Source organism: Paenibacillus sp. E222, from assembly GCF_013401555.1.
Classification (GTDB): domain Bacteria; phylum Bacillota; class Bacilli; order Paenibacillales; family Paenibacillaceae; genus Paenibacillus.
In genome coordinates this window covers 5926338-5947172 of record NZ_CP058552.1, presented here as the reverse complement: position 1 = coordinate 5947172, position 20835 = coordinate 5926338, and the positions used below count along the sequence as shown (strand labels likewise).

23 protein-coding genes and 1 pseudogene are annotated in these 20835 nt (G+C 40.5%); 23 read left to right on the top strand and 1 reads right to left on the bottom strand.

All coding sequences use genetic code 11. From position 1 onward, the window contains the following. The first annotated feature begins 172 nt into the window (after positions 1-172). Positions 173-1459 (top strand): MFS transporter, encoded by a 1287-nt coding sequence (locus HW560_RS26310; RefSeq protein ID WP_179265135.1) that lies wholly within the window; start codon positions 173-175, stop codon positions 1457-1459. Positions 1460-1569: 110 nt separating this feature from the next. Continuing rightward, the gene (locus HW560_RS26305) at positions 1570-2253 is read left to right on the top strand and encodes an ArsR/SmtB family transcription factor (protein ID WP_179265134.1); all 684 of its coding nucleotides are present in this window, start codon (positions 1570-1572) and stop codon (positions 2251-2253) included. A gap of 157 nt (positions 2254-2410) precedes the next feature. On the opposite strand, the gene HW560_RS26300 is transcribed toward HW560_RS26305, so the two are convergent. After that, complete coding sequence (locus HW560_RS26300; protein WP_179265133.1) at positions 2411-2977, bottom strand: TraR/DksA C4-type zinc finger protein; 567 nt, start codon at positions 2975-2977, stop codon at positions 2411-2413. Positions 2978-3184: 207 nt separating this feature from the next. Here HW560_RS26300 and HW560_RS26295 point away from each other — a divergent pair, with 207 nt between their 5' ends. From HW560_RS26295 to HW560_RS26195, 21 genes and pseudogenes are all read left to right on the top strand, one after another. After that, positions 3185-3562, top strand: coding sequence for a DivIVA domain-containing protein (locus tag HW560_RS26295; RefSeq protein WP_024630343.1), 378 nt, complete (start codon positions 3185-3187; stop codon positions 3560-3562). A 62-nt stretch (positions 3563-3624) separates the two neighbouring features. Then, positions 3625-4059, top strand: a complete 435-nt coding sequence (locus HW560_RS26290; protein WP_090896231.1) for an Rrf2 family transcriptional regulator — start codon at positions 3625-3627, stop codon at positions 4057-4059. 36 nt (positions 4060-4095) lie between these two features. Continuing rightward, a complete protein-coding gene (locus HW560_RS26285) occupies positions 4096-4593 on the top strand; it encodes a metallophosphoesterase family protein (RefSeq protein ID WP_179265132.1) in 498 nt (165 codons plus the stop codon). A gap of 231 nt (positions 4594-4824) precedes the next feature. Continuing rightward, the gene (locus tag HW560_RS26280) at positions 4825-5739 is read left to right on the top strand and encodes a sugar phosphate isomerase/epimerase family protein (RefSeq protein ID WP_090896239.1); all 915 of its coding nucleotides are present in this window, start codon (positions 4825-4827) and stop codon (positions 5737-5739) included. Continuing rightward, on the top strand, positions 5736-6908 hold the full coding sequence (locus HW560_RS26275; protein WP_179265131.1) for a Gfo/Idh/MocA family protein: 1173 nt from the start codon (positions 5736-5738) through the stop codon (positions 6906-6908). Before HW560_RS26280 ends, HW560_RS26275 begins: the two co-directional genes overlap by 4 nt. Positions 6909-6997: 89 nt before the next feature. Continuing rightward, complete coding sequence (locus tag HW560_RS26270; protein ID WP_179265130.1) at positions 6998-8095, top strand: Gfo/Idh/MocA family protein; 1098 nt, start codon at positions 6998-7000, stop codon at positions 8093-8095. Between the two features lie 208 nt (positions 8096-8303). Next, the gene (locus HW560_RS26265) at positions 8304-9242 is read left to right on the top strand and encodes a Cthe_2314 family HEPN domain-containing protein (protein WP_090896251.1); all 939 of its coding nucleotides are present in this window, start codon (positions 8304-8306) and stop codon (positions 9240-9242) included. A gap of 130 nt (positions 9243-9372) precedes the next feature. Continuing rightward, the gene (locus HW560_RS26260; RefSeq protein WP_090896256.1) at positions 9373-10368 is read left to right on the top strand and encodes a phosphotransferase enzyme family protein; all 996 of its coding nucleotides are present in this window, start codon (positions 9373-9375) and stop codon (positions 10366-10368) included. 219 nt (positions 10369-10587) lie between these two features. Continuing rightward, positions 10588-11115 (top strand): AAA family ATPase, encoded by a 528-nt coding sequence (locus HW560_RS26255; RefSeq protein ID WP_244192865.1) that lies wholly within the window; start codon positions 10588-10590, stop codon positions 11113-11115. A 230-nt stretch (positions 11116-11345) separates the two neighbouring features. Beyond that, positions 11346-11912, top strand: coding sequence for a hypothetical protein (locus HW560_RS26250; RefSeq protein WP_179265129.1), 567 nt, complete (start codon positions 11346-11348; stop codon positions 11910-11912). A gap of 143 nt (positions 11913-12055) precedes the next feature. Continuing rightward, entirely contained in the window at positions 12056-12727 is a 672-nt protein-coding gene (locus HW560_RS26245; RefSeq protein ID WP_090896266.1) for a hypothetical protein, read from the top strand. 209 nt (positions 12728-12936) lie between these two features. After that, complete coding sequence (locus HW560_RS26240; protein ID WP_179265128.1) at positions 12937-13344, top strand: hypothetical protein; 408 nt, start codon at positions 12937-12939, stop codon at positions 13342-13344. A 254-nt stretch (positions 13345-13598) separates the two neighbouring features. Continuing rightward, positions 13599-14474, top strand: a complete 876-nt coding sequence (locus HW560_RS26235) for an alpha/beta fold hydrolase (protein WP_179265127.1) — start codon at positions 13599-13601, stop codon at positions 14472-14474. 248 nt (positions 14475-14722) lie between these two features. After that, a complete protein-coding gene (locus tag HW560_RS26230; RefSeq protein WP_179265126.1) occupies positions 14723-15151 on the top strand; it encodes an NUDIX hydrolase in 429 nt (142 codons plus the stop codon). 157 nt (positions 15152-15308) lie between these two features. Beyond that, positions 15309-15914, top strand: a complete 606-nt coding sequence (locus HW560_RS26225; protein ID WP_257031446.1) for a GrpB family protein — start codon at positions 15309-15311, stop codon at positions 15912-15914. 215 nt (positions 15915-16129) lie between these two features. Continuing rightward, positions 16130-16650, top strand: a pseudogene (locus tag HW560_RS26220) (GNAT family N-acetyltransferase); the annotation flags it as partial. 194 nt (positions 16651-16844) lie between these two features. Next, the gene (locus tag HW560_RS26215) at positions 16845-17498 is read left to right on the top strand and encodes a lysozyme inhibitor LprI family protein (protein ID WP_090896280.1); all 654 of its coding nucleotides are present in this window, start codon (positions 16845-16847) and stop codon (positions 17496-17498) included. Between the two features lie 245 nt (positions 17499-17743). After that, positions 17744-18121, top strand: a complete 378-nt coding sequence (locus HW560_RS26210) for a VOC family protein (protein WP_090896284.1) — start codon at positions 17744-17746, stop codon at positions 18119-18121. Positions 18122-18344: 223 nt separating this feature from the next. Beyond that, positions 18345-18932, top strand: coding sequence for a histidine phosphatase family protein (locus tag HW560_RS26205; protein ID WP_090896287.1), 588 nt, complete (start codon positions 18345-18347; stop codon positions 18930-18932). Between the two features lie 235 nt (positions 18933-19167). Next, complete coding sequence (locus HW560_RS26200) at positions 19168-19938, top strand: acetamidase/formamidase family protein (RefSeq protein ID WP_306459219.1); 771 nt, start codon at positions 19168-19170, stop codon at positions 19936-19938. 265 nt (positions 19939-20203) lie between these two features. Further along, entirely contained in the window at positions 20204-20755 is a 552-nt protein-coding gene (locus HW560_RS26195) for a 2'-5' RNA ligase family protein (protein ID WP_090896292.1), read from the top strand. Positions 20756-20835 lie beyond the last annotated feature (80 nt).

Sequence of the window (20835 nt, the reverse complement as noted above, 5' to 3'; positions counted from 1 at the left end):
ATAGCAGCAAATTTTGATGCAAAGAGAACAGACCCTGTGGTCTGTTTTTTTGTGTTGTATAAGGATAAACACATCGTTAAAAATATTTTCACGAAAGGGTTGATTTTCGCATATCATACGTTAAAATAAAATTAACATTAAAAATATTTTCACGTTGAGAGGCGGAGTAATCATGAGCGAAGGTACAGTCGCACACAAACAAGGGATCGGAGAATTAATTCGGATTAAACCTTATGTTCAGTTTATGGTGAGCAAGGTTGTATCCAGATTTGGCGATTCGATTGATTCCATTGCCTATAGCTGGATGGTGTACATTTTGACAGGTTCAAAGCTGCTGATGGGAACATTGCTGGCAGTTAACTTTTTGCCGAGTATCTTTCTGGGGCTGTTTGTCGGCGCACTGGTTGACCGCATGTCTCCCAAAAAGGTGATTGTGCTGACGAATACCGGCCGAGGATTATTTGTTGGCATTACAGCACTATTGTTTGGTCTGGGTGAACTGCAAGTCTGGCATCTGTTCGTCATCACTATTTTGAATTCCCTTCTGGAATGTTTTGCGTCACCCGCAGAGGTATCCACTGTACCGCGATTACTTCCCAAATCAATGCTGTTGTCTGGTAACGCCATGGCCTCATCTGCAACCCGGGTTGCAGAGCTCGCAGGACTTGCAGTAGCGGGGACGTTAATTGCAACGGCAGGGATCACGTGGACGATATTGATCGATGCGGGCTTGTTTGCCTTAAGTGCACTCCTGATGAGCCGTGTGGGGTACCCGAAAACTCAAACATCATCTAACAATGAAAATAAAACATTAGAATCATCTGATTCTCCTCCAGCAAGAAAAAGTATATTTTCTGAAATGACAGAAGCCTTTCATTTTATGCGTAAACATGTGTTGTTACTGATCGTTTCCATTCTGTTTGCCTTCGTTAACTTCTGTCTGATGCCATTCAATGTTCTTCGCACGCCATATGTCATTGAAACGCTGCACGCCGGAGCAGGAGGGTTAAGTCTACTCAGTGGGCTGATTGTGGCAGGCATGGTACTGAGTGGCTTGTGGCTGTCTCACCGAGGATCGAATTACCGTAAAAGTGTGCTGGTCATCGTCGGCATTGTCATGTTGGGGCTCAGTTATGCCATGACTGCACTCCCGGCTTACATGACGTCCTACCAGCTGCCTGTTGCTGCTGTCTTTTGTCTGATGATGGGCATGGGAATTCCACTCGCTACTACACCCCTTGCATCCTATCTGATGGAAGTTACGCCTTCCGATATGCTTGGGAGGGTGTATGCTCTTCAAAGTATGCTCGTCGTCAGTGTTGCTCCTTTAGGGAGCTTGGTTTCAGGAGCCCTTGCCGATTGGGTGGCATTGCCGATTCTGTTTATTGTGTTTGGTGTTATGCTTGCCATGTCAGCCGCGCTGGTGCTTCTGAGCAAGACTTTCCGCACGGTTCTATAATAAGGCTTCCTGAAGCCTGTTATCTTCAGCCTGTTTTGACCGAAACCCTGTTCGGACGGTATAATATACACATGATGGGCAACAGGTACCCCGGAAATGAGGATACAGGTATGCAGCGCAAAGTACTTTCAACGATTGAAGAAATTAAGGTCTACTCCGATCCGTATCGGATACAGATCTTGAACATGTTTAATAAACAGGGCAGACCCTCTACGGTTAAAGAGATCGCAGACCAGATGGGCGAAGTGCCAGCCAAGGTACATTATCATGTGAAAAAACTGGAGAAAATCGGTCTGCTTACCATCGTATCCACTCGTGAAATTAATGGAATTATCGCCAAATATTACGAGCCCTTCAAGGGGGAAATTCAGCTCCGTAACGAAGACGAAGAGAATTCACCTTTGAAGGAAGTATTTCGTTCCGAAACCTTCAAGTTGTTAAATGAAATGTTTGAGCAGAGCCGTCGGAGATTTATGAATCAGGCGGAAAACGGGGACCGTATGTTTATCTCAGATATGACGTTGTATGCTAGCCGCGAAGAAGTAGAGCAGTTGTACAACAACATTACGAAGATGTGTGAACCCTATTTAACGAAAGACAGGCATGATGCGGAACAAGAGGTCTTTCATTTATTCAGTTCCCTATCCAAAGATACGGTGAATAAGCCTGTTTCGGAAACCGCAGGGAAATTGAAAAAGAAGGCTTCACCCGATAAAGGCAAGCCCGCTGCCAAAACGTCAAGACCTGCTAAAAAGCAGAAGGAATCCTCGTCTGGTGGTCTGGCGGAAGAGTAATCGAAGCATATTCATCGGCTTTATTAAAGTTTCGTTTGTGTAAAGATGATATGCTCCACCAAGCAAAAAGCCGCCATTGGCGGCTTTTTCATGCGTAATTTGGCATGATGGAAGACATATACCATTTTAGCGTAACCATTCTTAATTTTTTCATAAACTACATGTTTTCATCATAATCTTTCACGTCACGTTTGGCTGCGGTTGCAGGGGAATTCGATGTGCCATATTCCTCGACGGCTTCCCAGGCGTCAGCGTTATCGAACTTGCCAGCATTGCGCTGTCTGACTTCTCCGGCACCGCTCGGTGGCATCGTCATGACTTCCTCCTCAACGGGCCGTTCGTTGCTTAACTCGCGGTTAGGCGTATCATCGATACAGTAGGCTGTGTAAGGGATCGCTTCGAGTCGTTCAAAGGGAATATCCTTACCACAGGTCACACAGGTGCCATACGTTCCTTGTTCGATTCGCTCCAGCGCTTCATTCACTTGATTGAACTCTTCGGTTAACGTATCATCTATCGCCAAGTCACGGCTTCGCTCAAACGTCTCCGTACCGGCATCTGCCGGGTGATTATCGTATGATGACAGCTCGCCAGTTGAATCTTTCAGGGACTCGGCTGGAGCACCGTCTTCCATGCTGGATTCAAAATGGCGCTGTAGGTCTTCACGTTGTTCCAAAAGAGCGTTTTTCAGCTCTTGAAGTTGATCTTTGGTTAATGTACTCATAAGGACATGCTCCTTTCCCGCAATGGGGTTGTAGTCAGTCCTTACCCGAATTTCATAAGAAGCAATCAGTTTCGTGTGCAAAAAGGGTCGTTCGATTTTATATCTGACGGATAATGTGTTATAAAAAATATAGAGAGAAAATGCGGCGGTATCAAAGAATCTTCTTGATGCATACCGCGGCGCGTTTGATAATGGAGGGTTGTCAATATGGATGAGCATATGAAACGAAGATTGGACAAACAAAGACAATTGTTCAAACAATTGGGCGTGCAGCTCGATGCTTTATCGATTCATGAAAAACAATTCAATTATAAACTTCGTGGTTATGATCCGGATGAGGTGGATGCCTATCTTGATTTGGTTATTAAAGATTACGAACGTTTCTATGCCAATATAGCGGATCTGATGGACAAGTGGCAAGAGCAGCAGTTAACGATTCGGGATCTGAAGTCGTCGGCGAAGCCAGTGGAAGATCCAACGAAGATTGATCGCAAACAACTGGATGATATTGTGAAACAATTGGAATACAGCGTTCGGCAGTTAAAAATCCGGGCACGTCCTGAACAGGACCTGTTCTCCGAGTAAACCAACACATCTGGGATGATATAAAATCAGCATTATAATGCTCAAATAAAAGGTGGTTAATCATGAGTACTCATTTTTCGGTCAGTGTGCATTGTTTGTTGTTGTTGTCTTTCAGCGCGCCTGAACGAATCACTTCGGCACTGATTGCAGGTAGTGTGAATACCAACCCTGTCGTGGTCAGACGTATTCTGGGCGGGTTGAAAAAGGCAGGACTTGTGGACTCCTCACCGGGAACAAGAGGATTTTACCTCGCCAAGCCTTCAAGCGAAATCACATTATCCATGATCTATCAGGCTGCCAAGGATGAAGGGCCATTGTTTCCGATTCACGGTAACTGTAATCCAAATTGTGATGTTGGCCTTCGTATCGATAGCCTTCTGACTAATCTGTACCAGGTTGCCGAATCAAAGGTGGAACAGTTCTTCGCATCCATTACACTTGAAGATATGGAGCGTTCCTGTTCCCAGCTTGAAGTTCTTCCATCACATGCCGAATAAAGCGTAATGTAAGGGAAAGGGAAGGTGTGCTGTACTATGAAAATTATTGTCATCTCGGACACTCATTTACCTCGAAGAGCACGTAAGTTACCCGATCCCTTGGTTGAGGCGCTATCAGATGCCGATCTGATTCTCCATGCCGGGGATTGGTCGGACTGGAGTGTACACAAGCTGCTCAGCGCTTACGCACCGCTTGAAGGTGTTGCAGGTAATACGGACCCGCCTGAAATAGGTCAAAAACTCGGGTTCTCCCGCATCGTTGAGGCGGATGGTTTGCGTCTTGGTCTTGTACATGGTCATCTGGGATCGAAGTCTACCGAGCAGAATGCGATCCACACCTTTGCAGGGCAGCAGGTGGATGCTGTGATTTTTGGACATTCGCACATTCCGGTGATGCATACGGTCAATGGTGTGCTGATATTTAATCCGGGTTCTCCTACGGATCGGCGCTTTCAGCCCCAATATTCTTTTGGTATTATGACGACACATTTAGGGAAGTTGCAGGCGGAACATGTTTTTTATGATGTAAAATAGAAGTTGCAAATTAGGCATCTCGAATCAGAAGGATCTTCTGTTATTCGGGGTGCTTTTTGCTATGTATGCATTCAAAAAGGAACTTGCAAGTTATCTCTGAATGGGGAATATGGTCTGCTGTTTATCTGTCATTCATCTCTTCTCGTTGCCCCCTATGGAGGCCTTCGTATGAATGATACAATGCGTTTACAACAATTAATTGAATACGTTTACATAAGGGGATGAATGTTGATGAAATTGTCTGTATTCACTGTAGCCACACCGGACTTGACCGCAGAAGAATTGGCTTCTGCTGCAGCCGCAGCCGGTATTGAAGGGATCGAATGGAGATATCGTGGAATACCGGCGGATGCTTTGTCCGAAGAACCTTCTTATTGGAGACATAATCGTTGCTCGATAGATCCAGACCAGTGGGAGGAACAGGTACCTGCATTCCGTGAAGTGGCAAAAAAGCATGGCAGACAATCGATTGCATTGGTGCCTTATCTGAGCTGCGGAGATCTGCTTGCTACAGAGCAAGCATTTCAAACGGCACAAGCCTTGGGAGCATCCATGATGCGTGTTGGGGTTCCCGGTTATGATCGCAAAACCAGCTATCCTGAATTATACAAGCAAGCTGTGCATTATCTGAATGAGGTTCAAGAGATGGCCCAACAGTATAAGGTAAAAGCTGTAGTAGAGACCCATCACCAAACGATTGCCCCCACTGCATCACTGGCTTATCGGCTCGTGCAATCTCTGGATTCACAGCATGTAGGGGTATTGTATGATCCAGGTAACATGGTCCATGAAGGATATGAGAACCATCGTATGGGACTGGAATTACTGGGACCTTATCTGGCACATGTGCATGTGAAGAATGCAGCTTGGTTCAAGGATGCATCAAACATGAATTCGAATTCCAGTGTGAATGAACAAAATACAGAAATTTCGCTAACATCAAACTGGCATTGTCAGTGGGCCCCCTTAACCGAGGGTGTGGTGAACTGGTTGCAAGTATTCCGTGACCTCAAATCCGTTGGATATGATGGATATTACGGGATTGAGGATTTTAGCGGAGTCTTGGAATCGAAGGCGATGTTACAGCATTTTGCAGATGTTTTTGCCGAAATTGAACGTCGTGTGGACGAGGAGGTACAGGTATGAGTTTGGTTCGAGTAGCCGTTATTGGAATTGGGAATATGGGTGCAGCCCATGCCAGAACGTTGGTAGCAGGAGAAGTACCTGGTGCAGAACTGGTGGCTGTGTGTGATGTGAGACAAGAAATGGAGAGCTGGGTATCCAGCAACCTTCCGGCTTCAGTCACCTATTGGCAGGATGCGGAGCAGATGATGTCATCAGGGACGATTGATGCGGTAATTATTGCAACCCCGCATTATGACCATCCCGAAAAAGCCATTCAGGCTTTTCAGTATGGCCTGCATGTCATGATTGAGAAACCTGCCGGAGTGTACACCAAACAGGTACGCAAAATGAATGAAGCGGCTGCTGCAAGCGGCAAAGTATTTTCCATGATGTATAACCAGCGAACCAACCCTTTATATATCAAACTCAAAGATCTGATTGCCTCGGGAGAACTGGGTGAGGTACGTCGCACCAACTGGATTATTACGAACTGGTATCGCTCTCAGAGCTATTATGATTCAGGCGGCTGGCGGGCAACATGGGCTGGTGAAGGGGGCGGTGTCCTGATCAACCAGGACCCTCATCAACTGGACCTGTGGCAATGGACCATCGGTATGATGCCGGTGCGTATGCGTGCTTTCTGTTCATTCGGCAAATACCGGAACATTGAAGTAGAAGATGATGTAACGGCATATGTCGAGTATGAAAATGGAGCAACGGGTGTATTTGTGACCACGACAGGTGAAGCACCAGGCACCAACCGGTTCGAGGTCAATGGGGATCGCGGCAAAATTGTCATTGAAGATGGTCAGTTGACTTTCTGGCGTCTTCGTGAACCCGAACCTGAATTCAATCAAAGATTTACCGGAGGATTCGGACAGCCGGAATGCTGGAAATGCGAGGTGCCAATTACGGGTGTGGAAACCGGACATCCTGGCCTGATTCGCAACTGGATCGATGCCATCCTGAACGGGACCCCGCTCATTGCTCCTGGAGAAGAGGGTATCCATGGGTTAACCTTGTCCAATGCCATGTTGCTGTCAACCTGGACCGATAACTGGGTGGATCTGCCGATCGATGAGGATTTGTTCTATGCGCATTTGCAGCAGCGGATTGCCAGTTCAAATACAAAGAAAGACAAGGCAGGCAGCAGCAGTCAACCTGCTGATCTGTCAAAGACATTTAAGTAAGTGGAACTTGTACACCAAGCTGAACTCAAGGCGTGTACAGGATAACGGAACCGATAAACGGAAAATCCAATTGAAAAGGTGGAGAAGGTATGGCTAAAGACGGCATGTTTTATGCACCAAAGAGTCTGAAAAAAGAGGTCGTATGCGGTCCAGGTGAATTTGTTATTGCTGCTGTGGCGTTGGACCATGGACATATCTACGGTATGGTTGGCGGGCTGGTGGAGGCTGGGGCAACACTCAAATGGGTATACGATCCTGATCCAGCTAAAGTCGAGGCTTTTCGGAAACAGTTCCCGCAGGCACAGATTGCGGCATCTGAAGCGGATGTACTTGCCGATGACGAAGTGCAGCTCGTAGCCGGAGCAGCCATACCATCGGAACGTGCGCCACTCGGCATGAGAGTCATGGCCGCAGGTAAAGACTATTTTACGGACAAAGCCCCTTTTACTACACTGGATCAACTGGCCCTTGCGCGTGAAGAGGTTAAACGCACTGGGAAAAAGTACATGGTCTACTATAGTGAGCGTCTGCACGTAGAAAGTGCGATCTATGCCGGACAACTGATCGAACAGGGAGCCATCGGCAAGGTTGTTCAGGTTATGGGAACGGGGCCGCATCGATTGAATGCGGGTGGTCGGCCTGAATGGTTCTTCCAGCATGAAAAGTATGGCGGCATCCTTTGTGATATTGGAAGTCATCAGATCGAGCAGTTTCTGACCTTTGCTTCGTGTACGGATGCAGAAGTGGCGTTCAGTCGGGTGAATAACTTCAATCATCCACAATTCCCGGAACTGGAGGACTTTGGCGAAACATCACTCATCGGCAACAACGGGGCTTCCGGTTACTTCCGGGTAGACTGGTTTACACCGGATGGTCTGGGTACCTGGGGCGATGGGCGAACGGTTATTTTGGGAACGGACGGATACATTGAGCTGCGCAAGTATATCGACGTGGCCAGAGAGTCTGAAGGCGATCAGGTGTACCTGGTTAACCATGAAGGGGAATACCGTTATAGCGTCAAAGGACAGGTCGGTTATCCATTCTTCGGTGAACTGATCCGGGACTGTCTGGATCGAACAGAGATTGCAATGACACAGGAACATGCGTTCAAAGCGGCGGAACTCTGCTTGATTGCGCAGCATAAGGCAATGAGTGAGAGAGTGGTATGGAGTAGTGGTGCGAAGTAAAGGGTTTTATTTAAGATAGTAATAGAATATGTAAGGGGAGAGTGGCCTGGTGCAGGCTGCTCTTTTGTTTGTTGTAGTACCTTCGCAAATGGAACAATATGGTTTATTATGTATGTAGTTCAGAAATTGACTTAAATGTGTGGTGTTTACGAAGTACATAAATTAGATGTTAGCTGAAATTCAAGAAATATGGAATGAGGGATGAATAATGAAGGGTGGAGACCAAAAATATTATCAGTTGATGTTAAAAAAAATTAATAAATTCACTTTAATTCAAGAGCATAGATTGTACAAAGAAGAGCAAATATTGATGATGTCACCAGACCTTTTTATTGTAAGGAACGGACTGAACTGGGTCATTAGAGTGAACAAACTCATTAGGCATTACGAATATTGTTTAATTAATGCAATTGAATTTGCCCAAGAGATAAAAATACCGATTGAAGAAACTGATAATAGGGATAGTTATTCATTCCATTTAGAGAATGCAGTATATAGACAATTGGTTCTTTGGGATATGTATGCGAAATTGTTGAATGAAACATATGCTCTAGGTCTTAAGCGTGATGAACTTTCTATTTGGGATGTTATAAGATCCATGAGAAGTTCTCGAGAACCTTATCAAAGAAGATTGGCTAAAGAGTTAAAGAAATATTGTAATGGAGCGTTTCATCAGTATGTAAGAAATTATTTGCGTAATACTTTTGCACATAATGGCGATCCACACGGCAAACTAATTTTTCATTACTATGGTGATAATGGCATGTTACAGCCTGATGATGGTTTCATATTGCCAGATCACCCTATAAAGGAATTGAGGTATTTAATTATAGACTTTATTAAATTACATAGATTTCTTAATAAAATCAATCAACAAATCAAAAAGATAATGTTGGAAAAGACAATACTAATTGAGTACCATTTTGAAACACTTTGTGGAAGGGAAATTACTGATGGTAGGCATATACCCATTACTATTTTACAAGAACTCCATGAAATATGGGAAATATCCGATACAGATGAAGCATGTGAAGAGTGTAGATTGCTTGCAAACAATCATAGTCTTAAATACTGTAAACCAGTAAAATTTGTTTACCATAGAATTAATGAGCCTGAAGGAACTATTAGTATTACAATGAAGTCTTGAACTACAGCTAACATAATATTCACGCTGCGGGCATACGCCCTTGGCCCGGCATTCGCAGGACACCCGACGTACGTCGGGTCGTGAATACAGAAACGTTAGGCGAAATTGCGAAGAGAAAGGAAGAAACTTTATGGAAAAGCATGTTAAAGAGCTTTTTACCTGGAAAGTGCTTAATGAGGCGGCTCAAAAGTTTAATATTGTTGAATCAAGTCTTAAAGACTTAGAAGGGTTCCAAAACTTTGTTTATTTTGGGAAGTCAAATGAAACAAGTGTTGTTCTCCGGGTAACACATAAATCACATCGAAGTGAAGAAGAGATTTTATCTGAAATTGATTTTATTAATTACTTGTCTAAAAATAATGTATCTGTTTCAAAAGCTGTGAACTCTATTGATGGGGAATTTGTAGAGAAAATAGATAATGGGGAATTTTATGCAACTTCTTTTGAGTTTTCTAGTGGACGAAAGGCTAGAATTGCTGAAGAAAGCAATTTATTCTATCAAATAGTTGGTAATTATACAGGAAGAATGCATAATCTTTCAAAGAAATTAAATCCAATAGATGATTTAAATAGGAGAAAATGGCATGAAAAAGAGTTCCTTATCAATATGAAAAAGTATTTACCCGCGGAACTTTCTTATGTAATTGACAAATACGAAATTCTGAAAAATGAACTCAGCCGGCTTCCCAAGAATACTGATTCATATGGGATTATCCATGGAGATTTAAATCATGGGAATTATTTGAACGTAGACGATGATGTAGTCTTTATTGATTTTGATGAAGCCGAATACAGTTGGTTTGTTAGTGATATTGCTATTCCTTTATTCTATGAAATTCCGATCCCTTGGGTAATAGATGGAAAACAAAGGTTAGAGATAACCAAGAGGTATTATAATAATTTCATGGATGGGTATGTAAAAGAAAATACAATTGATCAAGCATGGTTAAAATTAATACCTGATTTTATTAATCTTAGGCAGTTTGGAGTAGTTTCAGCGATTTATAGAAGTTATAATTTTCATAATTATGACAACTGGAGTGATTGGGACAAAGAAGCGTTGAAATTTTATTTGAACAATATCAAGAATGATATCCCTTATATTGAAATGGATTTTTGTAGGTAGTTCAATGCGGCATCGCCTAACATTATATTCACGCTTCGGGGCTTACGCCCTTTGGTCGTCCAGATGTATAATCATAGGAGATAACCCGGACGACACACGAGCCGACCTAAGATAAGAGCTATCTAAGGTCGGCTCGCGTCGTGAATACAGGAACGTTATGTGAAATCATTCAAGTGCTTAATGTAAACCTAAACCAGAAGGAGTGATCACTTGATTATTATGATTAATGGGTCATTTGGATCCGGAAAGACCTCGACTTCTCAAAAGTTGCAGCCTCTAATACCTAATAGTATGATTTATGATCCTGAAGAAATTGGATATATGTTGAGAAAAATCATAACAGAAGACATCTACTTTGAAGAAGAACGAACTGATGATTTTCAGGATATAGAACTATGGAGAATACTTGTAGTACAGACAGCTCAAGAATTAATGAATCGGTATAAGAAACATCTTATTGTTCCAATGACAATTTATAAGTCTAAAAATTTCAACTACATATTAAATGGATTTCGAAGTATTGATCGAGATACTTTTCATTTTTGCCTCTTAGCATCAGAAGAGACAATCAAAAAACGAATTGAAAAACGTGGAGATAAATTTGATGTTTGGTACCAGAAGCAAACAAACGCGGGTGTAATTGCATTTAAAGATATTAAATTTGAAGAACATATTGACACAGATAATAAAGAAACAGAAGAAGTTATAAGAATAATTCTAAGAAAGATTTCAAAAATCAATGTATAAGTAATTCAACGAAGTGACTGACTCCACATAACACCATGTTCACGCATCGTGCTATTTGCCCTCGGTCCGGCAGAAGCTAGAGGTGAATTCAAAGAGACAAATTCAACAGCAGGAAGTGGAATCGGCCGGACACATCCAACTTCCTAACCGCATCGCGTCCACCCTTCGGGCTTAAGGGAGTGGGACGTCTGAACACAAATTACTAAAGTCTTATTTACGGAGGGATACATATGTTTATTTCAAAAGACCAACAAACAAAAATCAAACAACTAAATCAAATACTTGGGATGAAACATCGAAGCACACCATTTGATTTCAATAAAAAAGAAGATTGGATAGAAGCCATTGAGATGATTACTGCGGAGTACGTAGACTTTTGTGAGTATTGGGGAAGATTATCAAATTTGAATTCAAATTTAGATGAAAGTCTTGAATGTTTTTATCCAGCTAGTTGGGTGGAAATATCTCAAGAAGGCAATGTAAAAGATGCGAAATTAAACAATGCAATCAAATCAGTAAATAAAGCCGAAGATTCTTTACGTGTATTAATGGAGCGAGCAGAAGAGAAGTGTAGAAAGATATGGATTTTGGTTTTTGAAAGCCAACAAAAAGCAGTTATAAAAGAATTTTTAGGAGAAGAAATGACATGTAGTATAGAGGATTTACAAGAGATTTTAGAAGAAGAGATCTTTGAGATGGCAACAGAAATAGAATATACAGGAAATGTTGAGAATTCGATACGAGAGTTCTCAAAAAACCTAAAACAAAAAATTGAATTAAAGAAATTAGAGCAGTAACTTCACTTAACATAATATTCGAGCGTCGGTCTGCGGTTGGATTTCAAAGAGGAATTTCAGCAGACACCTCCTTTGGGGTTCATGAATACAGAAACGTTATCTGCAATTACTTACAAGTTTAATGGGGAGGGATATTTCCATAGATGATTTCAGTTATTATATCGATATTAATGTATCAATCTCCCACCATTGTTTTTACTAAGGAAGAGATTGAAGAATATGAAGAGTTATCAAAATCAGTTAATGAAGGACGATTAATTGATTATTCTTTACAATACCCCAAGCACCGTTTTCTACATTATTTATCATTGAATGGAAAATACGTGTTTCACGGTTCTAATGATGGCAATATTGAAAGATTTGAACCACGTAAGCAGACGTTGTACAACAATGAACTAACGACAGCTGTGTTTGCAACGACAGAACCATTATGGTCTATTTTCTATTCAGTATTTAATCGAAGTGCATTAATTGGGAGTTTTCGAAATGGATGTATTATAGGGCGAAACAAAAAGTATCATTATTATTCGATAAATGAATCTACAATTAATAATAATCCTTGGACGGATGGCATGCTGTACATACTACCTAGAGATAAATTTCATATGTCTGGACATGGGAAAGTGCAATTTGATGAGTGGATTTGCAATGAATTTGTAACACCAATAGCCAAGATAAGCGTATCCTTATCAGATTTTTTTTTCTTGAATAAAGTAGCAGTTCACAAAGATAAAGAGTCATTGACTAGTACCTGGATATTTTATAAAGCAAGAACTTTATTGGCGAATTCGAAGAGGGCAAGTAACAGCACATAACACGATATCTACGCCGTGTCGCATTGCTCCTTGGTCTGCCGAGGAATTTTCGAAGAAGGGAATCAGCAGACAACCATGCACAGCCTAACCGCGTCGCGGCCAGTCGCATATGCTCCTTTAACGCAGTGAGGGTTCGTAGGTACAATAACGTTATATGCAATCCCGGAGATCTAAGTTCCAATTGAGGATGAATGTATTAGGAGGGAAGGATGATGAATAATGGTATGGCATCATGGCAAGAACTGAAAATAGATTATGAAATTAATCAAATATCTCCTAATATATCAACTAGACTAGAAGATATTGAACGTATCCCTACGGGGCTTGGAATAAAAATACTCACTATCCTTATTGAATGGGCTTGCCAGCCACAAAATACCCACCCAATTGAAATAGCCAGGAAAAAGATTAAAACAATTCCTTCTGATTGGCTAATAGAACATCTTCCTAATGTAGCTAAAACAGCAATTTGTCTTGATGATGAATGGGAGTATCGTAGATTGTTAGAGCTACTTTCAGAGGCAATTCCCAAATTACTAAATTGGGGAATTGAATTGGGAATTAATTCAAAAAATGAAGAAATTAAAGAGGCAGCAAATGACTATAAAGAAAAATAACAGTTTTGTAGAGTGCAATGAAATGAGAATGTAGATGTGGATCGAAGAAGTCGGGACAACATATTCACGCATCGTGCCATTCGGCCCTCGGTTCGCCCGAGGGATTTCAGAGAAGTGGGGTTCTGGCGAACAACACTGCAAACCTAACCGCATCGCGGTCGTCTATTGACGGAGCCTTAAGTTGGTGGGACGTCGTGAATACAGGAACGTTATAAGAAATTGCAGCAAATCATGAATATGAAAGGAGAACAGAGATGGAAAGATATAATAAATCAGTAGGTAAGCAATTGATTTATGAATCCTACGATAAATTACTAAAATCATGGGGAATCGATTTTGAAGAAAAGGATATTGAAACAACATTTGGTAGTACGCATATTATTAGAGTAGGAGACCCAACACTCCCTCCACTATTACTTTTTCATGGGACTGCTGATAATTCAGCAATGATGTGGATTTACAATATTAGAATGTTGTCGGGAAAATTCTTTATAATTGCTGTTGATGCTGTAGGAGGTTCAGGAAAAAGCGAACCAAATGACAATTATTATAAGCATTTCAATCAAATAGTATGGATTGACGAACTGTTAGCTAGCTCAGAAATACATAGAACAAATATTGCTGGGGTTTCTTATGGTGCATATTTATCTTATTATTACGCATTAAAGAGACCAAATAAAGTTGAAAAGGCGATATGCATGGCTGGAAGGATTCCTTCGAGTCAGTTTGAAGTTATATCCAAAATGATGACTGCATTTCTACCAGAAGCTTTATTTCCAACGGAGAAAAATTGCAAAAAGTTATTGAGAAAATTAAGTGGTCCAAACTATTCTGTCTTTGAAGAGAATGAAGATCTAATGAAGCATTGGTATTATTTGTTGAAATATTTTAACAATCAATCAATGATGAAGCACAAAATAGAAATACATGCGAATCATGAAATTTTTGCTCTAAAAGATAAGGTGTTATTCTTAATTGGCAAATACGATAGATTATCAAATTATCCGAAAGCAATTAAGAGATTAGAAGATAACAATATTATGTACAAGATCATTGAAGACGCTGGACATGCGATTAATCATGAACAAGCGGATGTTATAAACAAGGAAATAATAGAATTTTTGAAATAAGAGAAACCCTTGGGTAAACTCAAGAAGGCTGAAACATAACAATGTTCACGCATCGGGGGACTACGCCCCCTTGGCCCGCAGAATTTAGAAGTGGATTCGGGACGGGATTATAGTAGCAGTAAAGCAGATTCAGTGGACACATCTGCACCGACTAACCACATCGCGGCCGCTAAATATCGTTCGCTTAAGTCGGTGGGACGTCGTGAACACGGTAATTCAGATCTAAATCAGAAGGGAAGTCAAACACAATGATCAGAGTCGATGTAGCTTATTCCTTAATTACTGATCCAACCAATTCCAAAATATTAATGGTAAGGAATGTAGATGATTCTAGTGACCGATGGTCACTTCCAGGCGGGGCTGTTGAAAGAGGAGAAGCATTAGACCAAGCAGCGATAAGGGAAGCTAAAGAAGAAACTGGACTAGATATTAAAGTTCATGGAATAGTGGCAGTAAATGAATGTAAATTTCCGAAAAAAGAAGAACATGTAATATTTATAACATTTAAAGGTGAGGTAATCGGTGGGAATGAAGAAATAGTTAGACCTAATGAAATTTCTGAGATAGCTTGGATTGAATTAGAGAAGGCTGAAAAATTAATGCCTTATTATAAAGATGGATTAAGAAGATTAATAGATGGATATGAAATAACATATTTTAACGAAGGCAATAAGTAATTTTGTGAGTTGTTCGAGACGGCTATCCTTCATATAACAAAATATTCGCACTGCAGACCACTCGTCCCTTGATCTGCCAGGAGTGTTTTCGAGGAAGAAGAATCGGGCAGATACATCCATTTCCCTTAGATAGAGCTATCTAAGGGGAATGGACGTCGTGAATACAGAAACATTAGCTGAAATCTTCACAAATACTTTATTTTTTGGGGGCATCTCAAGAATGAGTAAAAAAACAATAATTATTGAAGATTACAACACTGAATGGTCTGAAATGTTTTCTGATCTGAAATCCATCATAGAACATAGACTCGGGGATCTAGTACTTAGAATTGAGCACGTTGGTAGTACAGCAGTACCTGGACTAGCGGCAAAACCTATTTTAGATATTGATGTAGTAATTGATTCTATGGACTTGCTTCCAGATGTAATTCAAGGATTAGAAAGATTAGGTTACTATCATGAAGGGAATTTGGGTGTTGAGCACAGAGAAGCTTTTGCAAGAAAAGATGCAAATGTTCCCTATAGTATAGTAAAAATACAGAAACCTGAACATCATTTATATGTTTGTAATAAAGAGAGCAAAGAGTTATTAAGACATATATCCTTCAGAGATGCATTAATTAGCAATCCCGAATTTGTAGTCGAATATGCCAATCTAAAGAAAGAACTGGTTATTAAATATAGAGAAAATCGCCAGTCTTATACGGATGGGAAGACCGAATTTGTAAATAAAGTACTTAATGAATGTGGAAAGACTTTGTAGGTAGCTCAAGGGGACGAAAACATCGGATACATTGTATTCGCGCTGTGGAGCTAACGTCCCTTGGATTGCCAGAGGTATTTCGAGGAAGTCGTATCAGGCAGACAACCCTGCGAGGCTAAGTCCGTCGGACCCGGCGCGTTTGCGCCTTAAGCCTCTCGGGTTCGTAAATGTAAGAACGTTAGGCGTAACACCCTAAATGCAATGGAAAGGAGACAATGCTGTTGAACGATCAGTTGGTTTTATCTAATCCGAGTATTGAACTGAAAGACTCCTATTTGAGTTTTTATCAGGAATGGAAACAAAGTGGAGAAGATATGGTTCCATGGTGATTGAGAAAGATCCAGAAAACTTTGAAGACATGATAACATGGCTTAACAATAACAAACAAGGCATTAATATAAATGGCTTTGTTGCCAATTCAACTTATTGGCTAGTAGCAAATCAGATGGTTGTAGGGGCAGTAAATATTAGACACGAATTGACAGATAAACTATTTCATAGTGGAGGACATATTGGCTATGGAATCAGACCGTCGGAAAGGCGGAAGGGATATGCTTCAGAGCTTTTAAGACTGGCTTTATTTGAAAGTAAAAGACTGGGAATATTGAAGGTGCTTTTAGTATGTGATGATATTAATGAAGCATCAAAAAAGACAATTATTAAGAATGGCGGATTAAGGGATAAAGATTTTATAGAAGAAGACGGAAACATACTAAATAGATTTTGGATAGAGATTTATAAGCTACTTAAAGAAGAGGGTACTGTGCCTAACAACATATTCAAGTTTCGGCTCCTTACGGAGCCTTGGTCTACGGGGATGGATTTTGTGAAGAGGCATTACAGCAGACAACTCCTTTGGGGTTCATGAATACAGAAACGTTACGCGCCATTACCGATAAATATTAAAGATAATATTTAAGGAGATAATTTATGAAAGGTAAGATACTCTTCTTATTTTTTATTACGATAATGTTTTCATCTTGTCAAAATAGCAGTCAATCGACTACTTTGAATAGCGAAACTAAAATAATAATGAATTCTGAACTGCCTCCTGATGTAGTGAGTACAGGTAATGGAACTGAACTGAAAGAAATAACGGAAGGTCGATCAGATCCTTCTAACAATGATGTTTTATCCATGAGCATTGGGAACTATGAATTGAAAGGAGAATTTTATGATGAGATGCTTCGAAATCCTATAGATCATGATTATGAAGTGGAATTTAATGAAGCTCAAAATTCCAAAGAGATTATTACAGCAATGGGATGGGGGGCGTTGGAAAGCAAATATACAGAGATTTGGGATAAAGAGTTGAATCAAATATATAAAAAGCTTCTTTCTAAGTTGGATAGAGAACCAAGAGAAGCACTAATCGAATCGCAGAAAGAATGGTTACAGTATCACTTAAAGGAAACAAAATTTGTAGAGAAGACATTTATTAATAATGGTTACCTTGGATCACAAGGATCGGTAAGCCTAGGCACGGTTATACGGGAGAGAATTAAGGAAAGAACAATGCAATTATTTGAATATCGATATTTGCTAGATGGTGAAGTTGAGTTTTTATACCAAAGTAAAAAATAGAGTTGGAATCTTGATCAAAGGTTAATAGGTGATGCCTCGAAGACAGTAACTGCGCATAACAATGTATTCATGTTGCGGGCTACCACTCCTTGGTTGTCAGATGTATAATCATGGAAGAACACTCAGACAACAAACGAGTCAGCCTAAGATAAGTGCTATCTAAGTCTGGCTCGTTTCGTGAATACAAGAACGTTATATGAAACTGGCTAAACCCTGAAAAACACGAAACCCAGGAGGGAAGCTCTTTGAATAACTTGATTGAGAATGTTGATCATGTTCAAATACCTGTTAAAGACGTTGATCAGGCAGTAGGATGGTACAGTGAAGTGTTAGGGTTAGAAACACTGACAGTTTATCCTCACGCAGCATGGATGAAATTCAATTCAGGCCCCGTACTGATGCTTCACTTCAGTTCGAAAAATGATAAGACATTATGGTTGTCCAATGATGGTTTTCCTATGCCATCATTTATGTTTCTAACAAAGGACATTGAATTATTACACACAACGTTACAAACACATGATGTAAAGATAAGACTATATGAAGATCATGGGTTTGGATGGGTAATTAAGTTTACAGACCCATTTGGAAATGAGTTAGGGGCATTTCAACCAAAAGATTAACCGCAATATAAAGAGAATTTGTAAGTATCTCAAGAAGGGGCCAGCATTATTATATAACACCGCATTCACGCGGAGGGTCGCTATCGCGGCCGGATGATCTGGGAGGCTAAGATAAGATCTATCTAACCCTCTCAGATTTCCTTAAGGCGGTGAGGGCTCCTGAATGAAATAACGTTATCGTAAAGATACGCAAATCTATATTTTAAATTTGAAGGAGCACTATATGGCGACTATAGCACTGATAAGGCATGGCAGCACGAGTTGGAATAAAGAAGGACGAGCACAGGGTAACTCTGATATTTCGCTGGATCAGGATGGGATTAATCAAGCAGAACTTTTAGCAACGAGATTAAGATCAGAAGATTGGAATCATATCTATTCAAGTACTTTAGCAAGAGCAAAGCAAACTGCTCTTATTGTAGGGAGTGCTATCGGAGTTGATATTCACCTTGATGATCGTCTTCGGGAAAGGTCCGGAGGATTGATTGAAGGTACTACTGAAGAGGAACGAATAGAAAAGTGGGGAACAGGTTGGATAGAATTAGATCTTGGACTTGAGCCGATTGAGAAAGTCCAAAAGAGAGGTGAAGAGTTTTTAGAAGAAATAATGATGAAGCACCAAGGTGAAAAGGTGTTGGTGGTTTCTCATGGTGCCTTAATTCAATTTAACTTTATCAATTTAGTTCCTGATTTTCCTACAAAAGATTTTGGCAATACATCAATAACTATTTTAAAGAAAATAGATAATCAATGGACATGTGAACTGCATAACTGTACCAAACATCTTGAGGGTAATATCAAAGAAGGCTAATCTATCTGATAACACCATATTCAAGCTTCGGGGCATTTGCCCCTCGGTCCGGCAGAAGTTAGAGGAATATTCGGGGCTAGATTTTCAGTAGCGAGGAAGTGAAAGCAGCCGGACACATCTTCACCGACTAACTGCATCACGGGGCTCCTGACGGAGACTTACGTCGGTGACATCGCAAATACGAAACGTCATACGAAATTGGCCTAAAGATAATAAGCCCATTGGAGGCGATATTATGGTAGTGCACAAAATTGAATTATCCCAAGAATCACTAATTGGTTCATTTACTAAAGAAGTAACTCCTATCCTTTCGGTGTCATCGGGTGATTCCATACGTTTTGAAACATTAGACGCAGGTTGGGGTACCGGGAAAAGTAATAGTGAAAGAAGGAAGCCATTTTCAAGAAAAGAGAAAATGGATGGAGGTCACGCCATGGTGGGACCTATTTATATTGAAGGTGCTAAGAAAGGCATGACTTTAGAGGTTGAGTTTAATGATATTATACCTGGGCAATATGGTTTTACTGCTGCAGGTCAATATCCTAATTGGCAAAACCAGAAGTTACATTTGACCGAATATAAGGAAATTAGCCTTGATTGGAAACTCGATAATAAATCCATGGTGGGAGTATGTGAAATCAATGGCAATTCCTTCTCAGTTTCGTTACGACAGTTCATGGGCGTTATTGGAATGCCTCCAGATGACATAGGAATTCACTCTACTTGGCCACCACTATATTTTGGTGGAAATATGGATTGTAAAGAGCTTGTGAAAGGCAGCAAATTGTATCTTCCTATTTCTGTCGATGGGGGTTACCTTGCTATTGGAGATGGACATGCTTTGCAAGGGGATGGAGAAATCAGTTGCCAAGCTATTGAATGTCCCATGGAAGTTGTTGATATAACTGTAAATTTGATTGAAGGGATAGATCTGTTAAACCCCCGAGCTATTGGGTTACTTTTGGGTTTCATGAAGATCTTAATGAAGCAACCGTTCAAGCTTTAGATGGAATGCTTACCTTGATGGGGGAGTTGTATGGTTTAAATCGTGTTGAAGCTATTGCTTTAGGGAGTTCAGTTGTTGATCTACGTATAACGCAAATTGTAAATGGGGTTAAAGGGGTACATGCCTGTCTACCACATGGAATTTTGAAGTGATTCGAACGTAACTCGAAGAGGACGCCAACATTTTATAACACCGCATTCAAGCTGCGTCTTTAGTCATACGATTGTGCAATGAATAGGAATAAAAAAGAAAGGTGAGGGTTCGCTTGTATGCTGTAGAATTATTCTTCAACAAAGAATTCGATGAATACGTCAGAAAAGTATGGATGCATTTTGACAAAGAGGGAATCAGTCATTTTATGAATAGATTTGAGAACTTAAGTCCCCATATCACGCTTGCTGTATATAAGGATATATCCAATTTGGAAGGATTTAAAGAAAAACTGCAAATCTATTTTGATAATGTTTCTCCTCTTCGTTTACGATTTGATATCGTAGCTACCTTTCCGACCTCGGGAACGATATTTTTAGCGCCGACCATAACGGACGAACTTCAACGTATACATAAGGACTATTATAAGAAGTTAGACAAATATAATAATCAAGCGAGTATATATTATAGCCCAAATCAATGGAATCCACATTGTACCCTGGGAACACAATTAAGTAGAGAAGCGATCGCTAAGGGAATTCATGATGTAGTAAATGAATTTGAACCTATGGAAGGAATCATAGAAAGAATGAGTTTAGTGAGGATTGAACTGTCAGAAGAAGGGAACAGAAATATAACCATATTTGAACAATCTTTTGTGAGTTAATTTAAAGAGATTAGGTACTTCATATAACATAATATTCACGCTGCAGGTATTCGCCCTGAATCCGACAATGAGTCGGACAC

Excerpts from the sequence above, each read along its gene's own strand:
- HW560_RS26245 (WP_090896266.1), top strand. The coding sequence starts at position 12,056 with ATGATTTCAGTTATTATATCGATATTAATGTATCAATCTCCCACCATT.
- HW560_RS26305 (WP_179265134.1), top strand. The coding sequence starts at position 1,570 with ATGCAGCGCAAAGTACTTTCAACGATTGAAGAAATTAAGGTCTACTCC.
- HW560_RS26275 (WP_179265131.1), top strand. The coding sequence starts at position 5,736 with ATGAGTTTGGTTCGAGTAGCCGTTATTGGAATTGGGAATATGGGTGCA.
- HW560_RS26235 (WP_179265127.1), top strand. The coding sequence starts at position 13,599 with ATGGAAAGATATAATAAATCAGTAGGTAAGCAATTGATTTATGAATCC.
- HW560_RS26205 (WP_090896287.1), top strand. The coding sequence starts at position 18,345 with ATGGCGACTATAGCACTGATAAGGCATGGCAGCACGAGTTGGAATAAA.
- HW560_RS26215 (WP_090896280.1), top strand. The coding sequence starts at position 16,845 with ATGAAAGGTAAGATACTCTTCTTATTTTTTATTACGATAATGTTTTCA.
- HW560_RS26265 (WP_090896251.1), top strand. The coding sequence starts at position 8,304 with ATGAAGGGTGGAGACCAAAAATATTATCAGTTGATGTTAAAAAAAATT.
- HW560_RS26310 (WP_179265135.1), top strand. The coding sequence starts at position 173 with ATGAGCGAAGGTACAGTCGCACACAAACAAGGGATCGGAGAATTAATT.
- HW560_RS26255 (WP_244192865.1), top strand. The coding sequence starts at position 10,588 with ATGATTAATGGGTCATTTGGATCCGGAAAGACCTCGACTTCTCAAAAG.
- HW560_RS26290 (WP_090896231.1), top strand. The coding sequence starts at position 3,625 with ATGAGTACTCATTTTTCGGTCAGTGTGCATTGTTTGTTGTTGTTGTCT.
- HW560_RS26230 (WP_179265126.1), top strand. The coding sequence starts at position 14,723 with ATGATCAGAGTCGATGTAGCTTATTCCTTAATTACTGATCCAACCAAT.
- HW560_RS26300 (WP_179265133.1), bottom strand. The coding sequence starts at position 2,977 with ATGAGTACATTAACCAAAGATCAACTTCAAGAGCTGAAAAACGCTCTT.
- HW560_RS26250 (WP_179265129.1), top strand. The coding sequence starts at position 11,346 with ATGTTTATTTCAAAAGACCAACAAACAAAAATCAAACAACTAAATCAA.
- HW560_RS26240 (WP_179265128.1), top strand. The coding sequence starts at position 12,937 with ATGATGAATAATGGTATGGCATCATGGCAAGAACTGAAAATAGATTAT.
- HW560_RS26285 (WP_179265132.1), top strand. The coding sequence starts at position 4,096 with ATGAAAATTATTGTCATCTCGGACACTCATTTACCTCGAAGAGCACGT.
- HW560_RS26280 (WP_090896239.1), top strand. The coding sequence starts at position 4,825 with ATGAAATTGTCTGTATTCACTGTAGCCACACCGGACTTGACCGCAGAA.
- HW560_RS26260 (WP_090896256.1), top strand. The coding sequence starts at position 9,373 with ATGGAAAAGCATGTTAAAGAGCTTTTTACCTGGAAAGTGCTTAATGAG.
- HW560_RS26270 (WP_179265130.1), top strand. The coding sequence starts at position 6,998 with ATGGCTAAAGACGGCATGTTTTATGCACCAAAGAGTCTGAAAAAAGAG.
- HW560_RS26295 (WP_024630343.1), top strand. The coding sequence starts at position 3,185 with ATGGATGAGCATATGAAACGAAGATTGGACAAACAAAGACAATTGTTC.
- HW560_RS26200 (WP_306459219.1), top strand. The coding sequence starts at position 19,168 with ATGGTAGTGCACAAAATTGAATTATCCCAAGAATCACTAATTGGTTCA.